The 16,183-nt window shown below is 60.3% G+C and carries 13 protein-coding genes; 5 read left to right on the top strand and 8 right to left on the bottom strand.

Annotation, left to right across the window (positions count from 1 at the left end; all coding sequences use genetic code 11):
- The first annotated feature begins 98 nt into the window (after nt 1-98).
- Nucleotides 99-1,115 (top strand): hypothetical protein, encoded by a 1,017-nt coding sequence (locus ACOQOY_RS17265; protein WP_420586584.1) that lies wholly within the window; start codon nt 99-101, stop codon nt 1,113-1,115.
- Between the two features lies 1 nt (nt 1,116).
- Here the strand turns inward: ACOQOY_RS17265 and upp are convergent, their stop codons facing one another.
- The 7 genes from upp to ACOQOY_RS17230 form a co-directional block, all read right to left on the bottom strand.
- A complete protein-coding gene (upp, locus tag ACOQOY_RS17260; RefSeq protein WP_170349314.1) occupies nt 1,117-1,749 on the bottom strand; it encodes a uracil phosphoribosyltransferase in 633 nt (210 codons plus the stop codon).
- Nucleotides 1,746-2,732 carry an adenosine deaminase gene (locus ACOQOY_RS17255; RefSeq protein ID WP_420586583.1) on the bottom strand — a complete coding sequence of 329 codons (987 nt, stop codon included), beginning with the start codon at nt 2,730-2,732 and terminating at the stop codon, nt 1,746-1,748. The genes upp and ACOQOY_RS17255 overlap by 4 nt, the downstream gene beginning before the upstream one ends.
- Complete coding sequence (locus tag ACOQOY_RS17250; protein ID WP_420586582.1) at nt 2,729-3,940, bottom strand: phosphopentomutase; 1,212 nt, start codon at nt 3,938-3,940, stop codon at nt 2,729-2,731. The genes ACOQOY_RS17255 and ACOQOY_RS17250 overlap by 4 nt, the downstream gene beginning before the upstream one ends.
- Nucleotides 3,937-5,244, bottom strand: a complete 1,308-nt coding sequence (locus ACOQOY_RS17245) for a thymidine phosphorylase (protein ID WP_420586581.1) — start codon at nt 5,242-5,244, stop codon at nt 3,937-3,939. Before ACOQOY_RS17245 ends, ACOQOY_RS17250 begins: the two co-directional genes overlap by 4 nt.
- 4 nt (nt 5,245-5,248) lie before the next feature.
- Nucleotides 5,249-5,641 carry a cytidine deaminase gene (locus ACOQOY_RS17240; protein WP_420586580.1) on the bottom strand — a complete coding sequence of 131 codons (393 nt, stop codon included), beginning with the start codon at nt 5,639-5,641 and terminating at the stop codon, nt 5,249-5,251.
- Between the two features lie 89 nt (nt 5,642-5,730).
- A complete protein-coding gene (locus tag ACOQOY_RS17235; protein WP_420586579.1) occupies nt 5,731-6,828 on the bottom strand; it encodes a cupin domain-containing protein in 1,098 nt (365 codons plus the stop codon).
- Entirely contained in the window at nt 6,797-7,495 is a 699-nt protein-coding gene (locus tag ACOQOY_RS17230; RefSeq protein ID WP_420586578.1) for a hypothetical protein, read from the bottom strand. Before ACOQOY_RS17230 ends, ACOQOY_RS17235 begins: the two co-directional genes overlap by 32 nt.
- Before the next feature lie 183 nt (nt 7,496-7,678).
- Here ACOQOY_RS17230 and ACOQOY_RS17225 point away from each other — a divergent pair, with 183 nt between their 5' ends.
- The 3 genes from ACOQOY_RS17225 (at nt 7,679) to ACOQOY_RS17215 (ending at nt 13,661) form a co-directional block, all read left to right on the top strand.
- Nucleotides 7,679-9,952: an NADP-dependent malic enzyme gene (locus tag ACOQOY_RS17225; RefSeq protein WP_420586577.1), complete on the top strand. Its 2,274-nt coding sequence runs from the start codon at nt 7,679-7,681 to the stop codon at nt 9,950-9,952.
- 266 nt (nt 9,953-10,218) lie between these two features.
- Complete coding sequence (gene prpE / locus ACOQOY_RS17220) at nt 10,219-12,108, top strand: propionate-CoA ligase PrpE (RefSeq protein ID WP_420586576.1); 1,890 nt, start codon at nt 10,219-10,221, stop codon at nt 12,106-12,108.
- 95 nt (nt 12,109-12,203) lie between these two features.
- Nucleotides 12,204-13,661, top strand: coding sequence for an amidase family protein (locus ACOQOY_RS17215; RefSeq protein ID WP_420586575.1), 1,458 nt, complete (start codon nt 12,204-12,206; stop codon nt 13,659-13,661).
- A gap of 236 nt (nt 13,662-13,897) precedes the next feature.
- Here ACOQOY_RS17215 and ACOQOY_RS17210 read toward each other — a convergent pair whose 3' ends face one another.
- A complete protein-coding gene (locus ACOQOY_RS17210) occupies nt 13,898-14,659 on the bottom strand; it encodes an NAD kinase (protein ID WP_420586574.1) in 762 nt (253 codons plus the stop codon).
- Between the two features lie 168 nt (nt 14,660-14,827).
- Between ACOQOY_RS17210 and glyA the strand changes: the two genes are divergently transcribed.
- A complete protein-coding gene (glyA, locus tag ACOQOY_RS17205) occupies nt 14,828-16,123 on the top strand; it encodes a serine hydroxymethyltransferase (protein ID WP_420586573.1) in 1,296 nt (431 codons plus the stop codon).
- Nucleotides 16,124-16,183 lie beyond the last annotated feature (60 nt).

Genomic DNA, 16,183 nt, shown 5'->3' with positions numbered 1-16,183 from the left:
TGACATCCAGCACATTTTCTATGCAACGCGCAACAGGTTTGCGCCTTTGGATTTTCCCATGCTAAGCTGGGATAAAATTATAACGAGCACACTTCATCTTGAAGACGGCATTTAAACAGTACCAACGGATCGAAGCCACCGGTCTGTGGCGCCCCTCGCCCGACATTCAGCGGCGCGAGGTTGTGGTGTCGATTGGCGAGGCAACTCTGACAATCTCGGATTTCAACGAGCAGGCCTTGACCCATTGGTCACTGGCCGCGCTGGAACGGCAGAATCCGGGCGCGTTTCCCGCCATTTTCAACCCGGACGGCGACCCGGATGAAACGCTGGAGCTGGACGAATCTGAGACCATGATGATCGAGGCCATCGACCGGCTGCAACGCGCCATCGACCGGGCGCGTCCGCATCCTGGTCGGCTGCGCTGGGTCAGTGTTTTGGGGGTTCTGGCCGCGGTGGCCGCGCTGTTGCTGCTGTGGATGCCGGTTGCGTTGCAGAACCACGTCGTCTCAGTGGTACCAGACATCAAGCGCGCGGATATTGGCCATACGATCCTGCAACGGATCGAGCGGGTTTCGGGCCGCGCCTGTACGTCCGAGGATGCGCAGCCCGCGCTGGATCAACTGGCGGCGCGAACCGGGGTACAAAAAGTCGTTATCCTGCCCGCCGGAGTTCAAAGCAGCCTGATGCTGCCCGGCGGCATTGTGTTGCTGAACCGGGCGTTGGTTGAGGATCACGAAGACCCTTCCGTCGCCGCAGGCTATATCATCGCCGAACGCGCCCGGTCCGAGGCACAGGACCCTCTGGACGACCTTCTGGACCGCACCGGGGCCACAACCGCCTTTCGCCTGCTCACGACCGGAGAGCTTACACCGGGGATCATCGACACCTACACCGAACAGGTATTGTCAGAACCCCGGCCATCCCTGCCAGATGACGCGGTGCTGAGCATGTTCGCGCGCACCGCCCTGCCCTCGACGCCTTATGCCTACGCAATGGATGTCACAGGTGAGTCTGTTTTGGGCCTGATCGAGGCTGACCCGATGGCAGGTCGCCCCCTGCAACAGGTGCTGCCGGACCGAGATTGGGTCCGGCTGCAAAATATCTGCGGCGAATAACTTACTTGGTCCCGAACATCCGGTCGCCCGCATCGCCGAGGCCGGGCATGATGTAGCCTTTGGAATTCAGTTCTCGGTCCAGCGCTGCAGTTACGATCTTAACATCCGGGTGCGCTTCTTTCATGCGTTCCACGCCCTCGGGCGCGGCCAGAAGGCAGAGGAAACGGATATCGGTGGCACCCGCCTCTTTCAGCAAATCAATCGCGGCGGCCGAGCTGTTGCCGGTGGCCAGCATCGGATCCACGGCGATGACCAGACGATCTTTCAGCCCTTCGGGTGCTTTGAAATAGTACTGCACAGGCTTCAGAGTTTCTTCATCCCTGTAAAGCCCGACAAAGCCAACGCGGGCCGAAGGGATCAGTTCCAGCACGCCGTCCAGCATCCCGTTGCCCGCCCGCAGGATCGAGACCAGCGCCAGTTTCTTACCCGCCAAAATGGGGGCGTCCATCTCCTCCATCGGGGTTTCGATGTGGCGGGTGGTCAGTTTCAGCTCGCGCGTCACCTCATAGGCCAGCAGTAGGGTGATCTCGCGCAGCAACTGCCGGAAAACGGCGGTCGAGGTGCCCTTGTCCCGCATGAGCGTCAGTTTGTGCTGGACCAACGGGTGGTCAACGACGGTCAGGTGTTCGCTCATGATGTCTCCAGTCTTTTCTTGACCCGCGCACGGGTGTCTTCATCGCAAAAAGCCGCGTTCAGGGCGGTTTCGTTCAGGGCGGCGAAATCCTCAGCTTGCCAGCCGAAGGCGTGGCTCAGCATCTCATATTCACGCCGCATGGTGGTATGGAAAAACGGCGGGTCATCGGTGGACACGGTGACTTTGACACCAGCGTCGCGCAGTTTCGCGATCGGATGCGCGTCGAAACCGGGGAACAGGCCCAAAACCACGTTCGAACCGGGGCAGACCTCTAGTGTGATCTCGCGGTCGGTTAGTTCATGAACCAGATCGGGGTCCTCAATAGCACGGACACCGTGGCCGATACGTTCGACGCCAAGGCTGCGTACTGCATCGCGTACGCTTTCGGGGCCGCCGAACTCTCCGGCATGGGTGGTAAGCCGCAACCCGGCCTCTCGGGCGCAATCGAAGGCCCATTTGTAGTCGCCCTGAGTGCCCACGGATTCGTTGCCACCCATGCCGAATCCGGTGATCCAGTCTCCGGCAGTTTCCGCAGCACAATACGCGCTGATCTTGGCTTGTTCCGGTCCGAAATGGCGAACACAGGTGACGACACCGCGCAGAGTGATGTCAAACTTGCGCTCGGCCTCGTCGGCGGCGTCCTGAATGGCGGTCAGGTAGTCGCGCCAGGCGTGCAGATCCCCGCCACCACAGAAATCGGGACTGAGGAAAGTTTCCGAGTAGACAACACCATTCGCCGCGCTTTCTTCTAGGATCGCCAGCGTAAGACGCCGGAAATCCTCGGGCGATTTGAGAACTTCGCAGGCAGCCTCATAGACGCTGAGGAAATGCGCAAAATCGCGGAAGTCATAGCTGCCGTCGGGCTTGAAAATACCACTTAGGTCAATGCGCTTTTCATGCGCAAGCTGACGGATGAATGCAGGAGGGGCTGCACCTTCGTGGTGCAGATGTAGTTCGACTTTGGGTAAGTCTGCGACGGTCATAGGAAACTCTTTCCCGGCCCTTGCGCCGGAATATTCAGGTGGTGCGCGATGCTGGCGGCGACGTCGGCGAAATTCACGGCGCCGATTTCCCCGGCCCCCTGCCCGGCGATCAGAACCGGAACTTGTTCGCGCGTGTGGTCGGTGCCGATCCAGCTGGGATCATTGCCGTGATCGGCGGTCAGCAGCATCAGGTCTCCGGGTCGCAGGCGGGACAGAATCCTGCCGATCTCGCGGTCGAACCATTCGAGCGCGCGGGCATACCCGCTGATGTCGCGGCGGTGGCCGTAGAGGCTGTCGAACTCGACGAAGTTGGCGAAGGTCAGGCTGCCCTCTTCGGCCTCATCTACCAGATCGGAGAGATGTGCCATCAGCTCGGCATCCGAGCCTTTGCGCAGCGTGTCGATACCCTGCATCGAGAAGATGTCGCCGATCTTGCCCACCGCATGCACGCGACGCCCCGCATCTTGCGCCCAGTTGGTCAGTACTGGCGCGGGGGGCAGGATGGCGAAATCCTTGCGGTTTGTCGTGCGGGTGAAACCCTCTTCGGGCGAGCCGATGAAAGGCCGGGCGATAACGCGCCCCACTTTCTTCTGGTGCAAGCGCGGGGCCAATGCCTTGCAAAGGTCTAACAGGCGGTCGAGGCCAAAGCTCTCCTCATGCGCGGCGATCTGGAAAACGCTGTCCGCCGAAGTATAGCAAATCGGCCAGCCGGTCCGCATATGCTCGGCCCCCAGTTCGGCGATGATCGCTGTCCCCGAGGCGTGGCAGTCGCCCAGAATGCCTCTCGTTCCGGCAGCCTCAGCGGCGGCGCGGCTCAGATCGGCTGGGAAGGACGGTTGGGTGTCCGGGAAATAGTGCCAGTCCCACGGCACCGGCAGACCAGCGAGTTCCCAATGGCCTGAAGGCGTGTCCTTACCCGGCGAATGCTCGCGTGCGCACCCCCAGAGACCCGACGGTTCGACCTTCAAACCCGGCGTCTCTGCGCCCGAAGCCAGACGTGTCGCTGCCCCCAGCCCCAGCGCATCCAGATTGGGCAGGTGCAATGGGCCTGACCGCCCTTCCCCGGCCCGCCCTTGGGCGCAGGCCTGCGCGATATGGGCCAGAGTGTTGGCTCCGGCATCCGGGGTCTTGCCGTTGAAGAACCGATCCGCGTCCGGCGCTCCGCCGATGCCTACCGAATCCATCACCACCAGGAACGCACGTGTCACGGTGTGATCCTTTCGTGAACAAGCGTGGGCTCTGTCGGTGCTTCGGCCCCAATAGTGATCGCTTTCGAAACCGCCTCTGCGGTCTCACGAGCTGCGTCCTCGCGCGCTGCATGGACGACCGCCAAAGGACCGCCTTTGTCGACCTTGTCGCCAAGCCGTATGATGCCGGACAAACCAACCGCCGGGTCGATCACGTCACCTTCGACCTGCCGCCCGCCGCCCAGCGCCACTACGGCAAGGCCCAGCGCCTCACCGTCAATTGCGGTGACATAGCCACTTTCTGGGGCGGAAACCTCGAGGATCACACTCGCCTCCGGCAGGTAGCGGGACCAGTTGTCGACAAACTGCAACGGCCCGCCGACGGCAGCCATCATTCGGCCAAACCTTTCGGCCGCGCGGCCATCGCGAATGACATCCGTGATCTTGTCGCGCCCCTCATCCGCTGTCGAGCACATACCGGCATCGGCCAGCAGAACACCGCCCAACTCGGCCGAGATTTCGACCAGAGGTGCGTAATGCGCTTGGGTCAGAACCTTCATCACCTCAGCCACTTCCAAAGCGTTGCCCAGCGCCGGGGCCAGAGGTTGATGCATGTCTGTAATCACCGCCGAGGTTCTGCACCCCGCCGCATTCGCGGTATCCGTCAACGCCTGCGCCAGTTTGCGCGCATCCTCCAGCGTCTTCATAAAGGCGCCGCTGCCGACTTTCACGTCCAGCACCAGAGCCTCAGGGCTGGCGGCCAGCTTCTTGGACAAGATCGAGGCGGTGATCAGGTCGAGACTTTCCACCGTCGCCGTTACATCGCGGATCGCGTAGAGCCGCTTGTCCGCAGGCGCGATCTGCCCGGTTGCGCCAACGATGGCCGCGCCGGTATCGCGCAGGATCTGGGTCAGACGCTCTTGCCCGATCTGCGTTGAAACACCGGGAATAGCTTCCAGCTTATCCAGCGTGCCGCCCGTATGGCCCAGCCCGCGGCCCGAGATCATCGGCACATATGCGCCCAGCTCAGCCAAGGCCGGGGCCAGCACCAGTGAAACGCTGTCGCCTACCCCGCCAGTGGAATGTTTGTCGATCACCGGGCCATCGAAATCCCAGCTGAGCACGTCGCCGCTGTCGCGCATCGCCACGGTCAGATCCGCGCGCCCCTGCGCGCCCAGACCGCCCATACAGACGGCCATTGCAAAGGCCCCGGCCTGCGCGTCGCTGACGCCGCCATCGGCCAGACCTTGCGCGAACCAGGTCAGTTCTTCGGCACCAGGCACCTGCCCCCGGCGCAGCTTGGCAATGATTGAACGGGCGTCCATATGCTCAGACGTCCTCCATATGCGAAGCGTCGAACGCGCCCGGCAAGAGGTCTCCGATCGTGGTCACGAACTCGGCCCCGTCGACCGTGGCCAGAGTTACCTTTACGTCGCGTTTGCCGAACTCGGCCAGCTTCTGGCGGCATCCACCGCAGGGCGGTACGGGTTGCGGAGAGGAGGCGACCACGTAGACCTCGGTCAGGTTTTGCTCACCCGCTGCGACCATAGCGGCAATGGCTCCGGCCTCGGCGCAGGTGCCTTCGGGATAGGCTACGTTTTCCACGTTGCAGCCCGAAAAAACCTCTCCCGATGCGGCCCGGATCGCCGCGCCGACCTTGAAATTGGAATAGGGAGCATAGGCTTTTTCCCGGACGGACAATGCTGCGTCTTTCAAAGTCATGGCGATTCCCCAATTTTTGATCATCTGGTCAGAAAGTCATACCCTAAATGAAACTGCCCGGGGAGTTGAAGCCCCGGGCGAAAATTTCCTTAGCCCAGCGTCGTGTTGAACGTCCCGGGCAGAGTGACCTCCAGCAGTTCCATATCCTCGGACGGGTCGGCCAGCCGGGTACGCATTCCCGGCGGAATGACAAAGGCGTCGCCCTGTTCCAGCCGATAGGGTTCGCGCCCCTCACCCTCCAGCGTGACCTCACCCTGCATAACAAAGGTAAAGTGGATATCCGTATCGTGGGCGGCCCAGACCGGATCGCCCTGCCCTTTGCGCACAACCTGAACCCCGGCAACGCCCTTTGTGTTCTCGGCAATGGTCGTGTCGCGGCAGATATAGCCTGGTAAGCGGAAAGGCTGCCATTCGGCCCCTTCGGCCTGATTAAAGACGAACCGCTGACCGTCCCATTCCCGCTCGGGCCGGTAGTAAGGCGTCGGGAGGTCCATGTCGTGGTCAATCTCGGTGACGTGTTCAGCCGGTACGCCAATCTCGATTACCTGCACGTTGTCCGAGGCTTCCAATACGCGGTGACGGATTTCCGGCGGCTGGATAAAGCAATCGCCTGCGGTCAGGCGCATCTTGTCGCCCTGATCTTCATAGACCACATCCACCCAACCGTGGATGCAAAAGATCAGCTGAAACCCAACCTTATGGAAATGCACCATGTCGGGCACCGGGCCACCGTCGGGAATGCGGATATGGCTGGCGATGATCGAGCCGCCTAACCGGTCCGGTACCAGATCGCGGTAATGCATGCCCGCTCGCCCGATGATCCATGGGGCCTGATCCTTGAGCCGGCGCACCACGAAGGAATGTACCGTTTCTGGCATGACCAGTGGCGGGTTCAGCTCATCAATTTCAACGCGAGTGCCATTCGGGGCCACAAGGCTGCGCTGCCCATCGGTGAACCCGTCCGGGTTTTCGGTCAGAATACGCAACGTGCCGGGAGCCTCGGGGGCGTCTTTTTCGATCCTCACACGAAGGCCATGCCCCGAGAATACAGCAGTGCTTGGATCATCGGCCGGATAGATCATATCCATCCGCATACCCAGAACCTTGGTGTAAAACGGGATGTCGTCGCGCAGTTCCTGCGTCGGCAGGCGGACTTCAGCGCATGTCCGGATGGTCGATTTGCTCATGTGATGTCTCATCAGTCTTGGTTTTCGGCCATCCGATCAGAACAGCGGCCAAAATGCCAATCGAAAAGAACATCTCAAGGGTTTCTTCCATAACAAACAGGCGTGTGACCATGAGTTCAGAAATCCCTGCGCCCAGCACCCCGCTGATCTCTTCCAGCAGCTGCGCCACAAAGGCAGAAGTGCCTGCCAGCACAAACACCAACAGAAACGGAGCCCGCGCCTTGAATGCCTTCCACCCGGTCGGGATGCCGTGCCAGACGAGACCGCCCAAGACAACTACCGCCAGTACGACGCGCACAATGGTCATGTCCAGCGCCACATCCAACCCGTTCAGCACATAAAACGGCAGGCTATCAACGGCATAGATATCTGCCTCAAGCTCACGCTCGGCCAACAGCAGGCAGACCACACCGATATATAGGCGTTTCAAACCGGGAAACCGATACAACGCGGCCAGCCCTGCGGCAAAAAGAGCTGCGGCTGAAATCGTCTCGAACGGACCGCCTTCCTGATTGAGAGCGGATGCCTGAACCGGCCAGATAGCCACTGCGGCAAGGACCAGAAAGGCCACAACCAAAGCCGTATGCAGGGAAAACCGATCTACGCCAAAGGGCGCGCCAGCGGCGGGAAATGCGTTCCCCGCCTGGAACTCATCCTTGAAGCTCATGCCTGTATTCCGTGCCTTATCGTTGCGCCAGAAAATGAAAGATAGCGGAATGTAATAAGTTCGTGACAGAATTCAACCGGCGCTCAAGAGGCGCTACGAAACTGTTGCAAAGCCACACAACGTAGCCAAATCAATGAAAACCGTTTAGCACTAAATCAAATTTCGCAAGGAGATCATAAGCCGATGCCCGACACACCCAGCCTGCGACAGGCCGCACTTGACTATCATGCCCACCCAAAGCCCGGGAAGCTTGAAATCAAGGCGACGAAGCCGATGGCAAACGGTCGGGATTTGGCGCGCGCTTATTCGCCCGGCGTCGCCGAGGCCAGCCTTGAGATCAAGGCCGATGCCGCCAATGCCGAGCTTTACACCGCACGCGGCAACCTTGTGGCGGTTGTTTCCAACGGTACAGCGGTGTTGGGGCTGGGCAATATCGGCGCGCTGGCATCAAAACCCGTGATGGAAGGCAAGGCGGTACTGTTCAAGAAATTTGCTGGCATCGACTGCTTTGACATTGAGGTCGACCAGCCTGACCCGGAAAAGCTGGCCGATATCGTCTGCGCTTTGGAGCCGACATTCGGGGCCATCAACCTTGAGGACATCAAGGCCCCCGACTGCTTTATCGTGGAAAAACTGTGCCGCGAACGGATGAACATTCCGGTCTTCCACGACGATCAGCATGGCACAGCGATTGTGGTCGGCGCGGCGGCCAGAAACGCTCTGCACGTGGCGGGCAAGAAATTTGAGGACATAAAAATCGTCTCGACCGGCGGTGGCGCAGCGGGGATTGCGTGTCTGAGCATGTTGGTCAAGCTGGGCGTCAAACGCGAGAATATCTGGCTGTGCGACATTCATGGGCTGGTCTATGAGGGCCGAACCGAAGATATGAATCCGCACAAAGACCAGTTCGCGCAGAAATCCGACCTGCGCACACTGGACGATGTTATTGACGGTGCAGACTTGTTCCTTGGTCTCAGTGGCCCGAACGTACTGAAGCCAGAGATGGTCAAGAAGATGGCCAAGCGCCCGATTATTTTCGCGCTGGCCAACCCCACACCCGAAATTTTGCCCGACGCGGCACGTGAGGTTGCCCCGGACGCGATCATCGCCACCGGGCGCAGCGACTTTCCCAATCAGGTCAACAACGTCCTGTGTTTTCCATTTATCTTCCGGGGTGCGCTGGACGTGGGCGCGACCGAGATCAACGACCAGATGCAGATTGCCTGTGTCGAAGGCATCGCCGAGATGGCCCGCGCCACCACCAGCGCCGAGGCCGCCGCTGCGTATAAGGGCGAACAACTGACATTTGGTCCGGATTATCTGATCCCGAAACCCTTCGACCCACGCCTTGTCGGCGTGGTGTCCTCGGCCGTCGCCAAGGCCGCAATGGACAGCGGTGTTGCCAAGCGTCCGATTGCCGACATTGAGGCCTATAAAGAGCGCTTGAACCAGACTGTGTTCAAGTCCGCCCTCCTCATGCGCCCGGTCTTTGAGGCCGCCGCCGCGGCCTCACGCCGTATCGTATTTGCCGAAGGCGAAGATGAGCGCGTGCTGCGCGCAGCTCAGGCCATTTTGGAAGAGACCACCGAGACACCAGTACTGATCGGCCGCCCCGATGTGATCGAGGCCCGCTGCGAACGGCTGGGCCTGACAGTACGACCTGGTCAGGACTTCCAGATCGTGAACCCGCAGAACGATCCCCGGTACTATGACTACTGGAACTCGTATCACGAGATCATGCAGCGCCGGGGCGTGACCCCTGATCTGGCCAAGGCCATCATGCGCACGAACAACACAGCCATCGGGGCCATCATGGTGCATCGAGGTGAGGCTGATAGCCTGATCTGCGGCACGTTCGGCGAATACCGTTGGCACCTCAATTATGTGCAGCAGGTTCTGGCCGACGGCGATCTGCGCCCCCATGGTGCACTCTCCCTAATGATCCTTGAGGACGGTCCCCTGTTCATTGCCGACACACATGTGCGGCAATTGCCAACGCCCGAGGAACTTGCCGAAACCACGATCGGAGCCGCCCGCCACGTGCGCCGGTTCGGGATCGAACCCAAGATCGCCTTCTGTTCGCAATCTCAATTCGGCAACCAGGCCGAAGGCTCAGGCAAACGACTTCGGGCTGCCTTGGACATTCTGGACGCCGAGCCGCGAGACTTCACCTATGAAGGTGAGATGAACCTCGATCTGGCGCTTGATCCGGAATTGCGGTCGCGGATCTTCCCCAACTCGCGCATGGAAGGCCCCGCAAATGTGCTGATCTTTGCCCATGCCGATGCCGCAAGCGGAGTGAAGAATATCCTGAAAATGAAGGCTGACGGGCTGGAAGTTGGCCCGATCCTGATGGGAATGGGCAACAAAGCGCATATCGTGACCCCTTCGATCACAGCGCGCGGCTTGCTGAACATGGCCGCTATCGCAGGCACCCCGGTCACGCATTACGGCTAGGTCCAGCACAAAGCTCAGGCGTTTCAAGCAAGCGCCTGGGCGATTGGGCTCTGATTCTTTGCAGCGAAAAATTTGCAGATTTGCAAAACCCAATGATCATTGCGCGTAAGGATGCATCAGAAAACTAATTTGCAAAAATTTGCAGGCCGTTTTGGCGTATCCTGCAAAGATTTTGCGATAAAGTGACGCCGTGTCACTTCCGTTGCTTGTTTGCGCCCCCCCGGCGGCCTTACACACTGCAGTGGGAGTTTTAGGAGGAGACAATCGTGGCCTATCGCGACGTTTACGAGAGCTGGAAATCCGATCCAGAGGCATTCTGGATGGAGGCAGCAAAAGGGATTGATTGGGTTCACCCCCCATCCAAAGCGCTGTTTGACGACAATGCGCCGCTCTATGAATGGTTTTGCGATGCCAAGGTCAATACCTGCTGGAACGCAGTAGATCGACATGTCGAAAATGGCCGCGGTGAGCAAACGGCCATCATTTATGACAGCCCGATCACTCACACCAAGCGCGAGATTTCCTATGTCGAGCTGCGCAACCGCGTGGCCACGCTGGCTGGGGCGCTGCGGGCGAAAGGCGTCGAAAAGGGCGATCGGGTCATCATCTATATGCCGATGATCCCCGAAGCGCTCGAGGCCATGCTGGCCTGCGCCCGTCTTGGCGCGGTGCATTCGGTGGTGTTCGGCGGTTTTGCCAGCAACGAGCTGGCCGTCCGGATTGACGACGCCAAGCCCAAGGCGATCATCGCCGCCTCTTGCGGGATGGAACCGGGCCGTGTGGTCCACTACAAACCCCTGCTGGATGGCGCCATCGAGATGGCCAGCCACAAGCCCGACTTCTGCGTGATTTTCCAGCGCGAACAGGAAGTGGCGCAGTTGATTGAGGGCCGAGACTATAACTGGCACGGATTCCAATATGGCGTTGAACCGGCGGAATGCGTTCCGGTCGACGGCAACGATCCGGCCTATATCCTCTATACCTCCGGCACGACCGGCGCACCCAAAGGCGTTGTGCGCCCTACTGCGGGCCATCTGGTCGCGCTGAACTGGACGATGAAGAATATCTATGACGTCGATCCGGGTGACGTGTTTTGGGCGGCGTCAGACGTAGGCTGGGTCGTGGGGCATTCCTACATCTGCTATGCCCCGCTGATCCACGGCAATACCACCATCGTGTTCGAGGGCAAACCGGTTGGCACCCCTGACGCAGGCACGTTCTGGCGGGTGATTTCCGAACATAAAGTCAAAAGCTTCTTCACCGCCCCGACTGCGATCCGCGCCGTCAAACGCGAGGACCCAAAGGGCGAGATGCTGGCGAAATACGACCTGTCCCACCTGCGCGCCTTGTTCCTGGCCGGTGAACGGGCCGACCCGGATACAATCGTCTGGGCGCAAGACGCGTTGAAGGTGCCTGTCATCGACCACTGGTGGCAGACCGAAACCGGTTGGACCATCGCGGGCAATCCGCTGGGAATTGAGGAGCTGCCGGTGAAACTGGGTTCTCCGGCCAAGCCGATGCCGGGCTACGACGTTCAAATCCTTGACGAAGGCGGCCACCCCATGAAACCCGGTGAGCTGGGTGCGATTGCGGTGAAGCTGCCCCTGCCGCCGGGTACTCTGCCGACGCTTTGGAATGCCGAGGAACGGTTCAGGAGTTCCTACCTCAACCAGTTCCCCGGCTATTATGAGACCGGCGATGCGGGCATGATTGATGAGGACGGATACCTCTACATCATGGCGCGCACCGACGATGTCATCAACGTCGCGGGCCACCGTCTGTCGACCGGCGGGATGGAGGAAGTTCTGGCCGCCCACCCCGACGTCGCCGAATGCGCGGTGATTGGCGTGTCGGATCAGCTGAAAGGTCAGATGCCGGTTGGCTTCCTGTGCCTGAATGCAGGCTGCGACCGCGACCACGGTGAGGTGGTGCAGGACGTGGTCAAGCTGGTGCGCGAAAAGATCGGGCCTGTGGCGGCGTTCAAACAAGCCGTCGTGGTGGATCGTCTGCCCAAGACTCGGTCAGGTAAAATCCTACGCGGTACGATGGTGTCGATTGCGGACAGCAAAGACTACAAGATGCCCGCAACCATCGACGATCCGGCCATTCTGGACGAAATCACCGTAGCTCTGAAATCCATCGGGTTTGCGCAATAGCGGGGCTGCGGGCGACCATCGGTCGCCCGCCCCTCAGGCTTTCGCTTGCAACCGGACTAATGGCCTCTACTGTCTGACCAAGACAGTGAGGCCGCATGACAAAATCCGACATCTGGCGTCTGAGCGCCACCGACCTGACCGCCCTGACCCGTAGCGGAGACCTGAGCGCCGAGGACGCGGTGCAAAGCTCCATCGACCGGATGCATCAGGTAAACCCCGACCTGAATGCTGTGGTCGAAGACCTGAGCACCGAAGCGCTGGAACGTGCACGCCGCTTGGATGAGGCCCGGGCGCAGGGGGTGCCGACAGGACCGCTGCACGGGGTACCCGTGACGATCAAAATAAACGTCGATCAAAAGGGTCATGCCACGTCAAACGGCGTCGTTGCTCTGAAAGATGTGATCGCCCCCGACGACGCGCCGATAGTCCGCAATTTGCAAAACGCCGGGGCCGTGGTGATCGGCCGCACCAACACGCCCGAGTTCTCATTCCGCGCTGACACCGACAACCCGCTGCATGGGCGCACGCACAACCCGTGGGGGCGACATATCTCAGCTGGCGGTTCCTCTGGAGGGGCCGGTGCTGCGGTGATGGCCGGGATCGGCGCGCTGGCGCATGGCAATGATATCGGCGGCAGCCTGCGCTTCCCAGCCGCCGCAAACGGAGCGGTCACGGTCAAACCCGGCCTTGGCCGTGTCCCGGCATGGAACCCCAGCCAACGGGCCGAGCGCGGGCTGCTGGCGCAATCCATGTCGGTGCAAGGGCTGATTACGCGCTCTGCCGCAGACCTGCATTTGTCGATGCCCAGCCTGATCGCGGCAGATCCGCGCGATCCGTTTCATGTTCCAATGCCTTGGGGGGCAGAGCCAATGGACGGCCCGATCAAGGTCGCCTTCACCAAAGAGACCTTCGGCTATGCCCTGCACCCCGAAGTCGACAAGGCGCTGGATACTGCGCGCGAGGCGCTGCTTGACGCGGGTTATCAGGTGGTTGAGGTCAGCCCGCCCGACGCGTTCGACTGTGGCCGCAGTGGATACCGCGCTCTTATGGGCGAAGTTCTGACCCTGCTGAAATCCGATATCGAAGCTGCGGGCTCGGACACCATCCGAGACATCTTTGAGGTCTATTTTCAGGAATTCCCGCCTATCACTGGCACAGAGCTGATCCAGATGATGGCCAAGCGCACGCATTTTGCCCGCGAATGGGCCATGTTCATGCAGGACTATCCGCTGGTCCTGTCCCCCTTCTTGCCACAGCCGTTCTTCGGACCTGACCGCGACACCGAAGGGGCCGAGGGTGTGCACGAGGTTCTGGGCTGCGCCGTCTATTCCTATGCGATGAATTTTCTGGGACTACCGGCGGCCTGTGTCCCGGCCCGGTTGGCCGACCTACCGAACGGGCCGCAGCCGATAAATGTCCAGATCGCAGCGCAACGTTTGCGCGAGGACATGGCCGTTGACGCCGCCGCCGCAATCGAATCGCGTGTGGGCCAGATGTGCCTGCCGTTGTGGGACAAGATGCACGCGGACAGCCTGACCCCCAAAACGAAATAGACCCCGGGGTTTTGTACCCGGGGTCCGCTTGCTTAAATAAGCCTGGAAATCTGACAACAAGCGTAGCACCACCTACCCTCGCTGGCGCGAAAACTGCGCGATCATTCTTTAACGCCGTTCGATGGCCACTCACTCCCACCTGGGCGTTTCTCCAGACAAGAGTAGATTAACAAACGATGAATCAAACTCCTGTGAACTGGATCACATAAGCGGGAAAAAGGTTCACTTTTGATAGTTCAGGTAAATTGTTCTGAGATCAGCCGCTCTTCCAGACCATGCCCGGGGTCAAAGAGAATGCGGTGTCGGATTGAGGGTTCCGAGCGAATCTCGACCCAGTCGATATCCTTGAACGAATTCGAATCCGCATCCGCCATGACCGGGCGCTTATCCGCATCAAGAACGTCGAATCGCACCTTTGCAATCTTAGGCAGCAGCGCCCCGCGCCAGCGACGGGGCCGAAAGGCGGCAATCGCCGTTAAGGCGAGTACGTCCGACCCAATCGGAAGAATCGGTCCGTGCGCCGAGTAGTTGTAAGCCGTTGATCCAGCAGGCGTAGACAGCAAAGCGCCATCACAGACCAGCTCGGCCATGCGCACCCGCCCGTCGACACTGATCTTAAGCCGTGCGGCCTGCGGACCGGCCCGTAGAAGCGATACCTCGTTGATCGCCAGCGCCTCATGCAGCTTGCCGGACTGATCCATCGCCTGCATGGCCAGAGGGTTGATTACCTCTTCCTCTGCCGCCGTCAGACGCTCCATCAGGTCCTCTTCGTGAAACTCGTTCATCAGGAATCCGATGGTGCCGCGGTTCATGCCATAAACCGGGGTATCCAGGTGCTGCATGTTGTGCAGCGTGTGCAGCATGAAGCCGTCTCCGCCCAAGGCGACCACCACATCCGCATCCCGGGGCGCGACATTGCCGTAACGTTCGACAAGGCTGTCCCGCGCGGTTTGCGCCACTTTGACGTCGCTGGCGAGAAAGGCGATTCTCTTGGTCATCTTTTCCGGTTTCCGGTGCTGCACATTTGGTTCCGAAACAAACATACCTTTCTTCAATACGCCAGACTCGACGTCACTGCGGGCCAATCCGTCGCTTTCGCGCTTTTTCCCTCGCGCAGTTTCCTATAGGAAATCCGCAAGAATTACCCTAGCCATGTGGAGCCCCAAATGAACGCCAACCTCCGTGACACCGGATTTTTCACCCAATCCCTCGCCGATCGTGACCCTGAGCTGTTTGGCTCGATCACGTCCGAGTTGGGCCGCCAGCGCGACGAAATCGAGCTGATCGCGTCCGAGAACATCGTCTCTGCTGCCGTGATGGAGGCACAGGGTTCGGTGATGACCAACAAATACGCCGAGGGTTATCCGGGGCGCCGCTACTATGGCGGATGCCAGTTCGTCGACATCGCCGAATATCTGGCCATCGACCGTGCCAAACAGCTGTTCAACTGCGAATTCGCCAACGTTCAGCCTAACTCCGGTAGCCAGGCGAACCAAGGTGTGTTCCAGGCGCTGATCCAGCCCGGCGACACCATTCTGGGCATGAGCCTGGATGCCGGCGGCCACCTGACCCACGGCGCGCGCCCCAACCAGTCGGGCAAGTGGTTCAACGCGGTGCAATACGGCGTCCGCAAAGAAGACAACATGCTGGACTACGATCAGGTCGAGGCGCTGGCGAAAGAGCACCAGCCCAAGCTGATCATTGCTGGTGGTTCGGCCATTCCGCGCCAGATCGACTTTGCCCGCATGCGCGAGATCGCCGATATGGTTGGTGCCTATCTGCACGTGGACATGGCGCACTTCGCCGGTCTGGTCGCAGCAGGCGAACACCCCAGCCCGTTCCCGCACGCGCATGTGGCCACCACCACAACGCACAAAACCCTGCGCGGCCCGCGCGGCGGCATGATCCTGACCAATGACGAGGCAATCGCCAAGAAAGTGAACTCGGCCATCTTCCCCGGCATTCAGGGCGGCCCGCTGATGCACGTGATTGCTGGCAAGGCCGCAGCCTTTGGCGAAGCGCTACAGCCCGCATTCAAGGACTACATCAAGCAGGTTGTCGTCAATGCGCAGGCGCTGTCGGATCAGCTGATCAAGGGCGGTCTGGACACCGTGACTCACGGCACCGATACCCACGTTGTTCTGGTCGACCTGCGCCCCAAAGGCGTCAAAGGCAACGCGACCGAAAAGGCCCTGGGCCGCGCACATATCACCTGCAACAAGAACGGCGTGCCGTTTGATCCCGAAAAGCCGACCATCACGTCGGGCATCCGTCTGGGCTCGCCTGCCGGCACCACCCGTGGTTTTGGCGAGACCGAGTTCCGCCAGATCGCGGACTGGATCATTGAGGTCGTCGACGGTCTGGCCGCCAATGGTGAAGATGGCAATGGTGAAGTCGAAGCCAAGGTCAAAGCCGAAGTCGCCGAGCTCTGCGCGCGCTTCCCGCTTTATCCGAACCTGTAAGGCGGATTACGATCCAAGAGTTGAGCGGCGCCCCCGGGGCGCCGTTTTCTTTTGCCAAAA

This window comes from Ruegeria sp. (genome assembly GCF_965221235.1).
GTDB lineage: Bacteria > Pseudomonadota > Alphaproteobacteria > Rhodobacterales > Rhodobacteraceae > Ruegeria.
This window is presented reverse-complemented; position numbering and strand designations above follow the sequence as displayed.

Bases quoted from the DNA above. Each gene is read 5' to 3' on its own strand.
- upp (WP_170349314.1), bottom strand. From the start codon at position 1,749: ATGAGCGAACACCTGACCGTCGTTGACCACCCGTTGGTCCAGCACAAA.
- ACOQOY_RS17255 (WP_420586583.1), bottom strand. From the start codon at position 2,732: ATGACCGTCGCAGACTTACCCAAAGTCGAACTACATCTGCACCACGAA.
- ACOQOY_RS17245 (WP_420586581.1), bottom strand. From the start codon at position 5,244: ATGGACGCCCGTTCAATCATTGCCAAGCTGCGCCGGGGGCAGGTGCCT.
- ACOQOY_RS17240 (WP_420586580.1), bottom strand. From the start codon at position 5,641: ATGACTTTGAAAGACGCAGCATTGTCCGTCCGGGAAAAAGCCTATGCT.
- ACOQOY_RS17235 (WP_420586579.1), bottom strand. From the start codon at position 6,828: ATGAGCAAATCGACCATCCGGACATGCGCTGAAGTCCGCCTGCCGACG.
- ACOQOY_RS17230 (WP_420586578.1), bottom strand. From the start codon at position 7,495: ATGAGCTTCAAGGATGAGTTCCAGGCGGGGAACGCATTTCCCGCCGCT.
- ACOQOY_RS17225 (WP_420586577.1), top strand. From the start codon at position 7,679: ATGCCCGACACACCCAGCCTGCGACAGGCCGCACTTGACTATCATGCC.
- ACOQOY_RS17215 (WP_420586575.1), top strand. From the start codon at position 12,204: ATGACAAAATCCGACATCTGGCGTCTGAGCGCCACCGACCTGACCGCC.
- ACOQOY_RS17210 (WP_420586574.1), bottom strand. From the start codon at position 14,659: ATGACCAAGAGAATCGCCTTTCTCGCCAGCGACGTCAAAGTGGCGCAA.
- glyA (WP_420586573.1), top strand. From the start codon at position 14,828: ATGAACGCCAACCTCCGTGACACCGGATTTTTCACCCAATCCCTCGCC.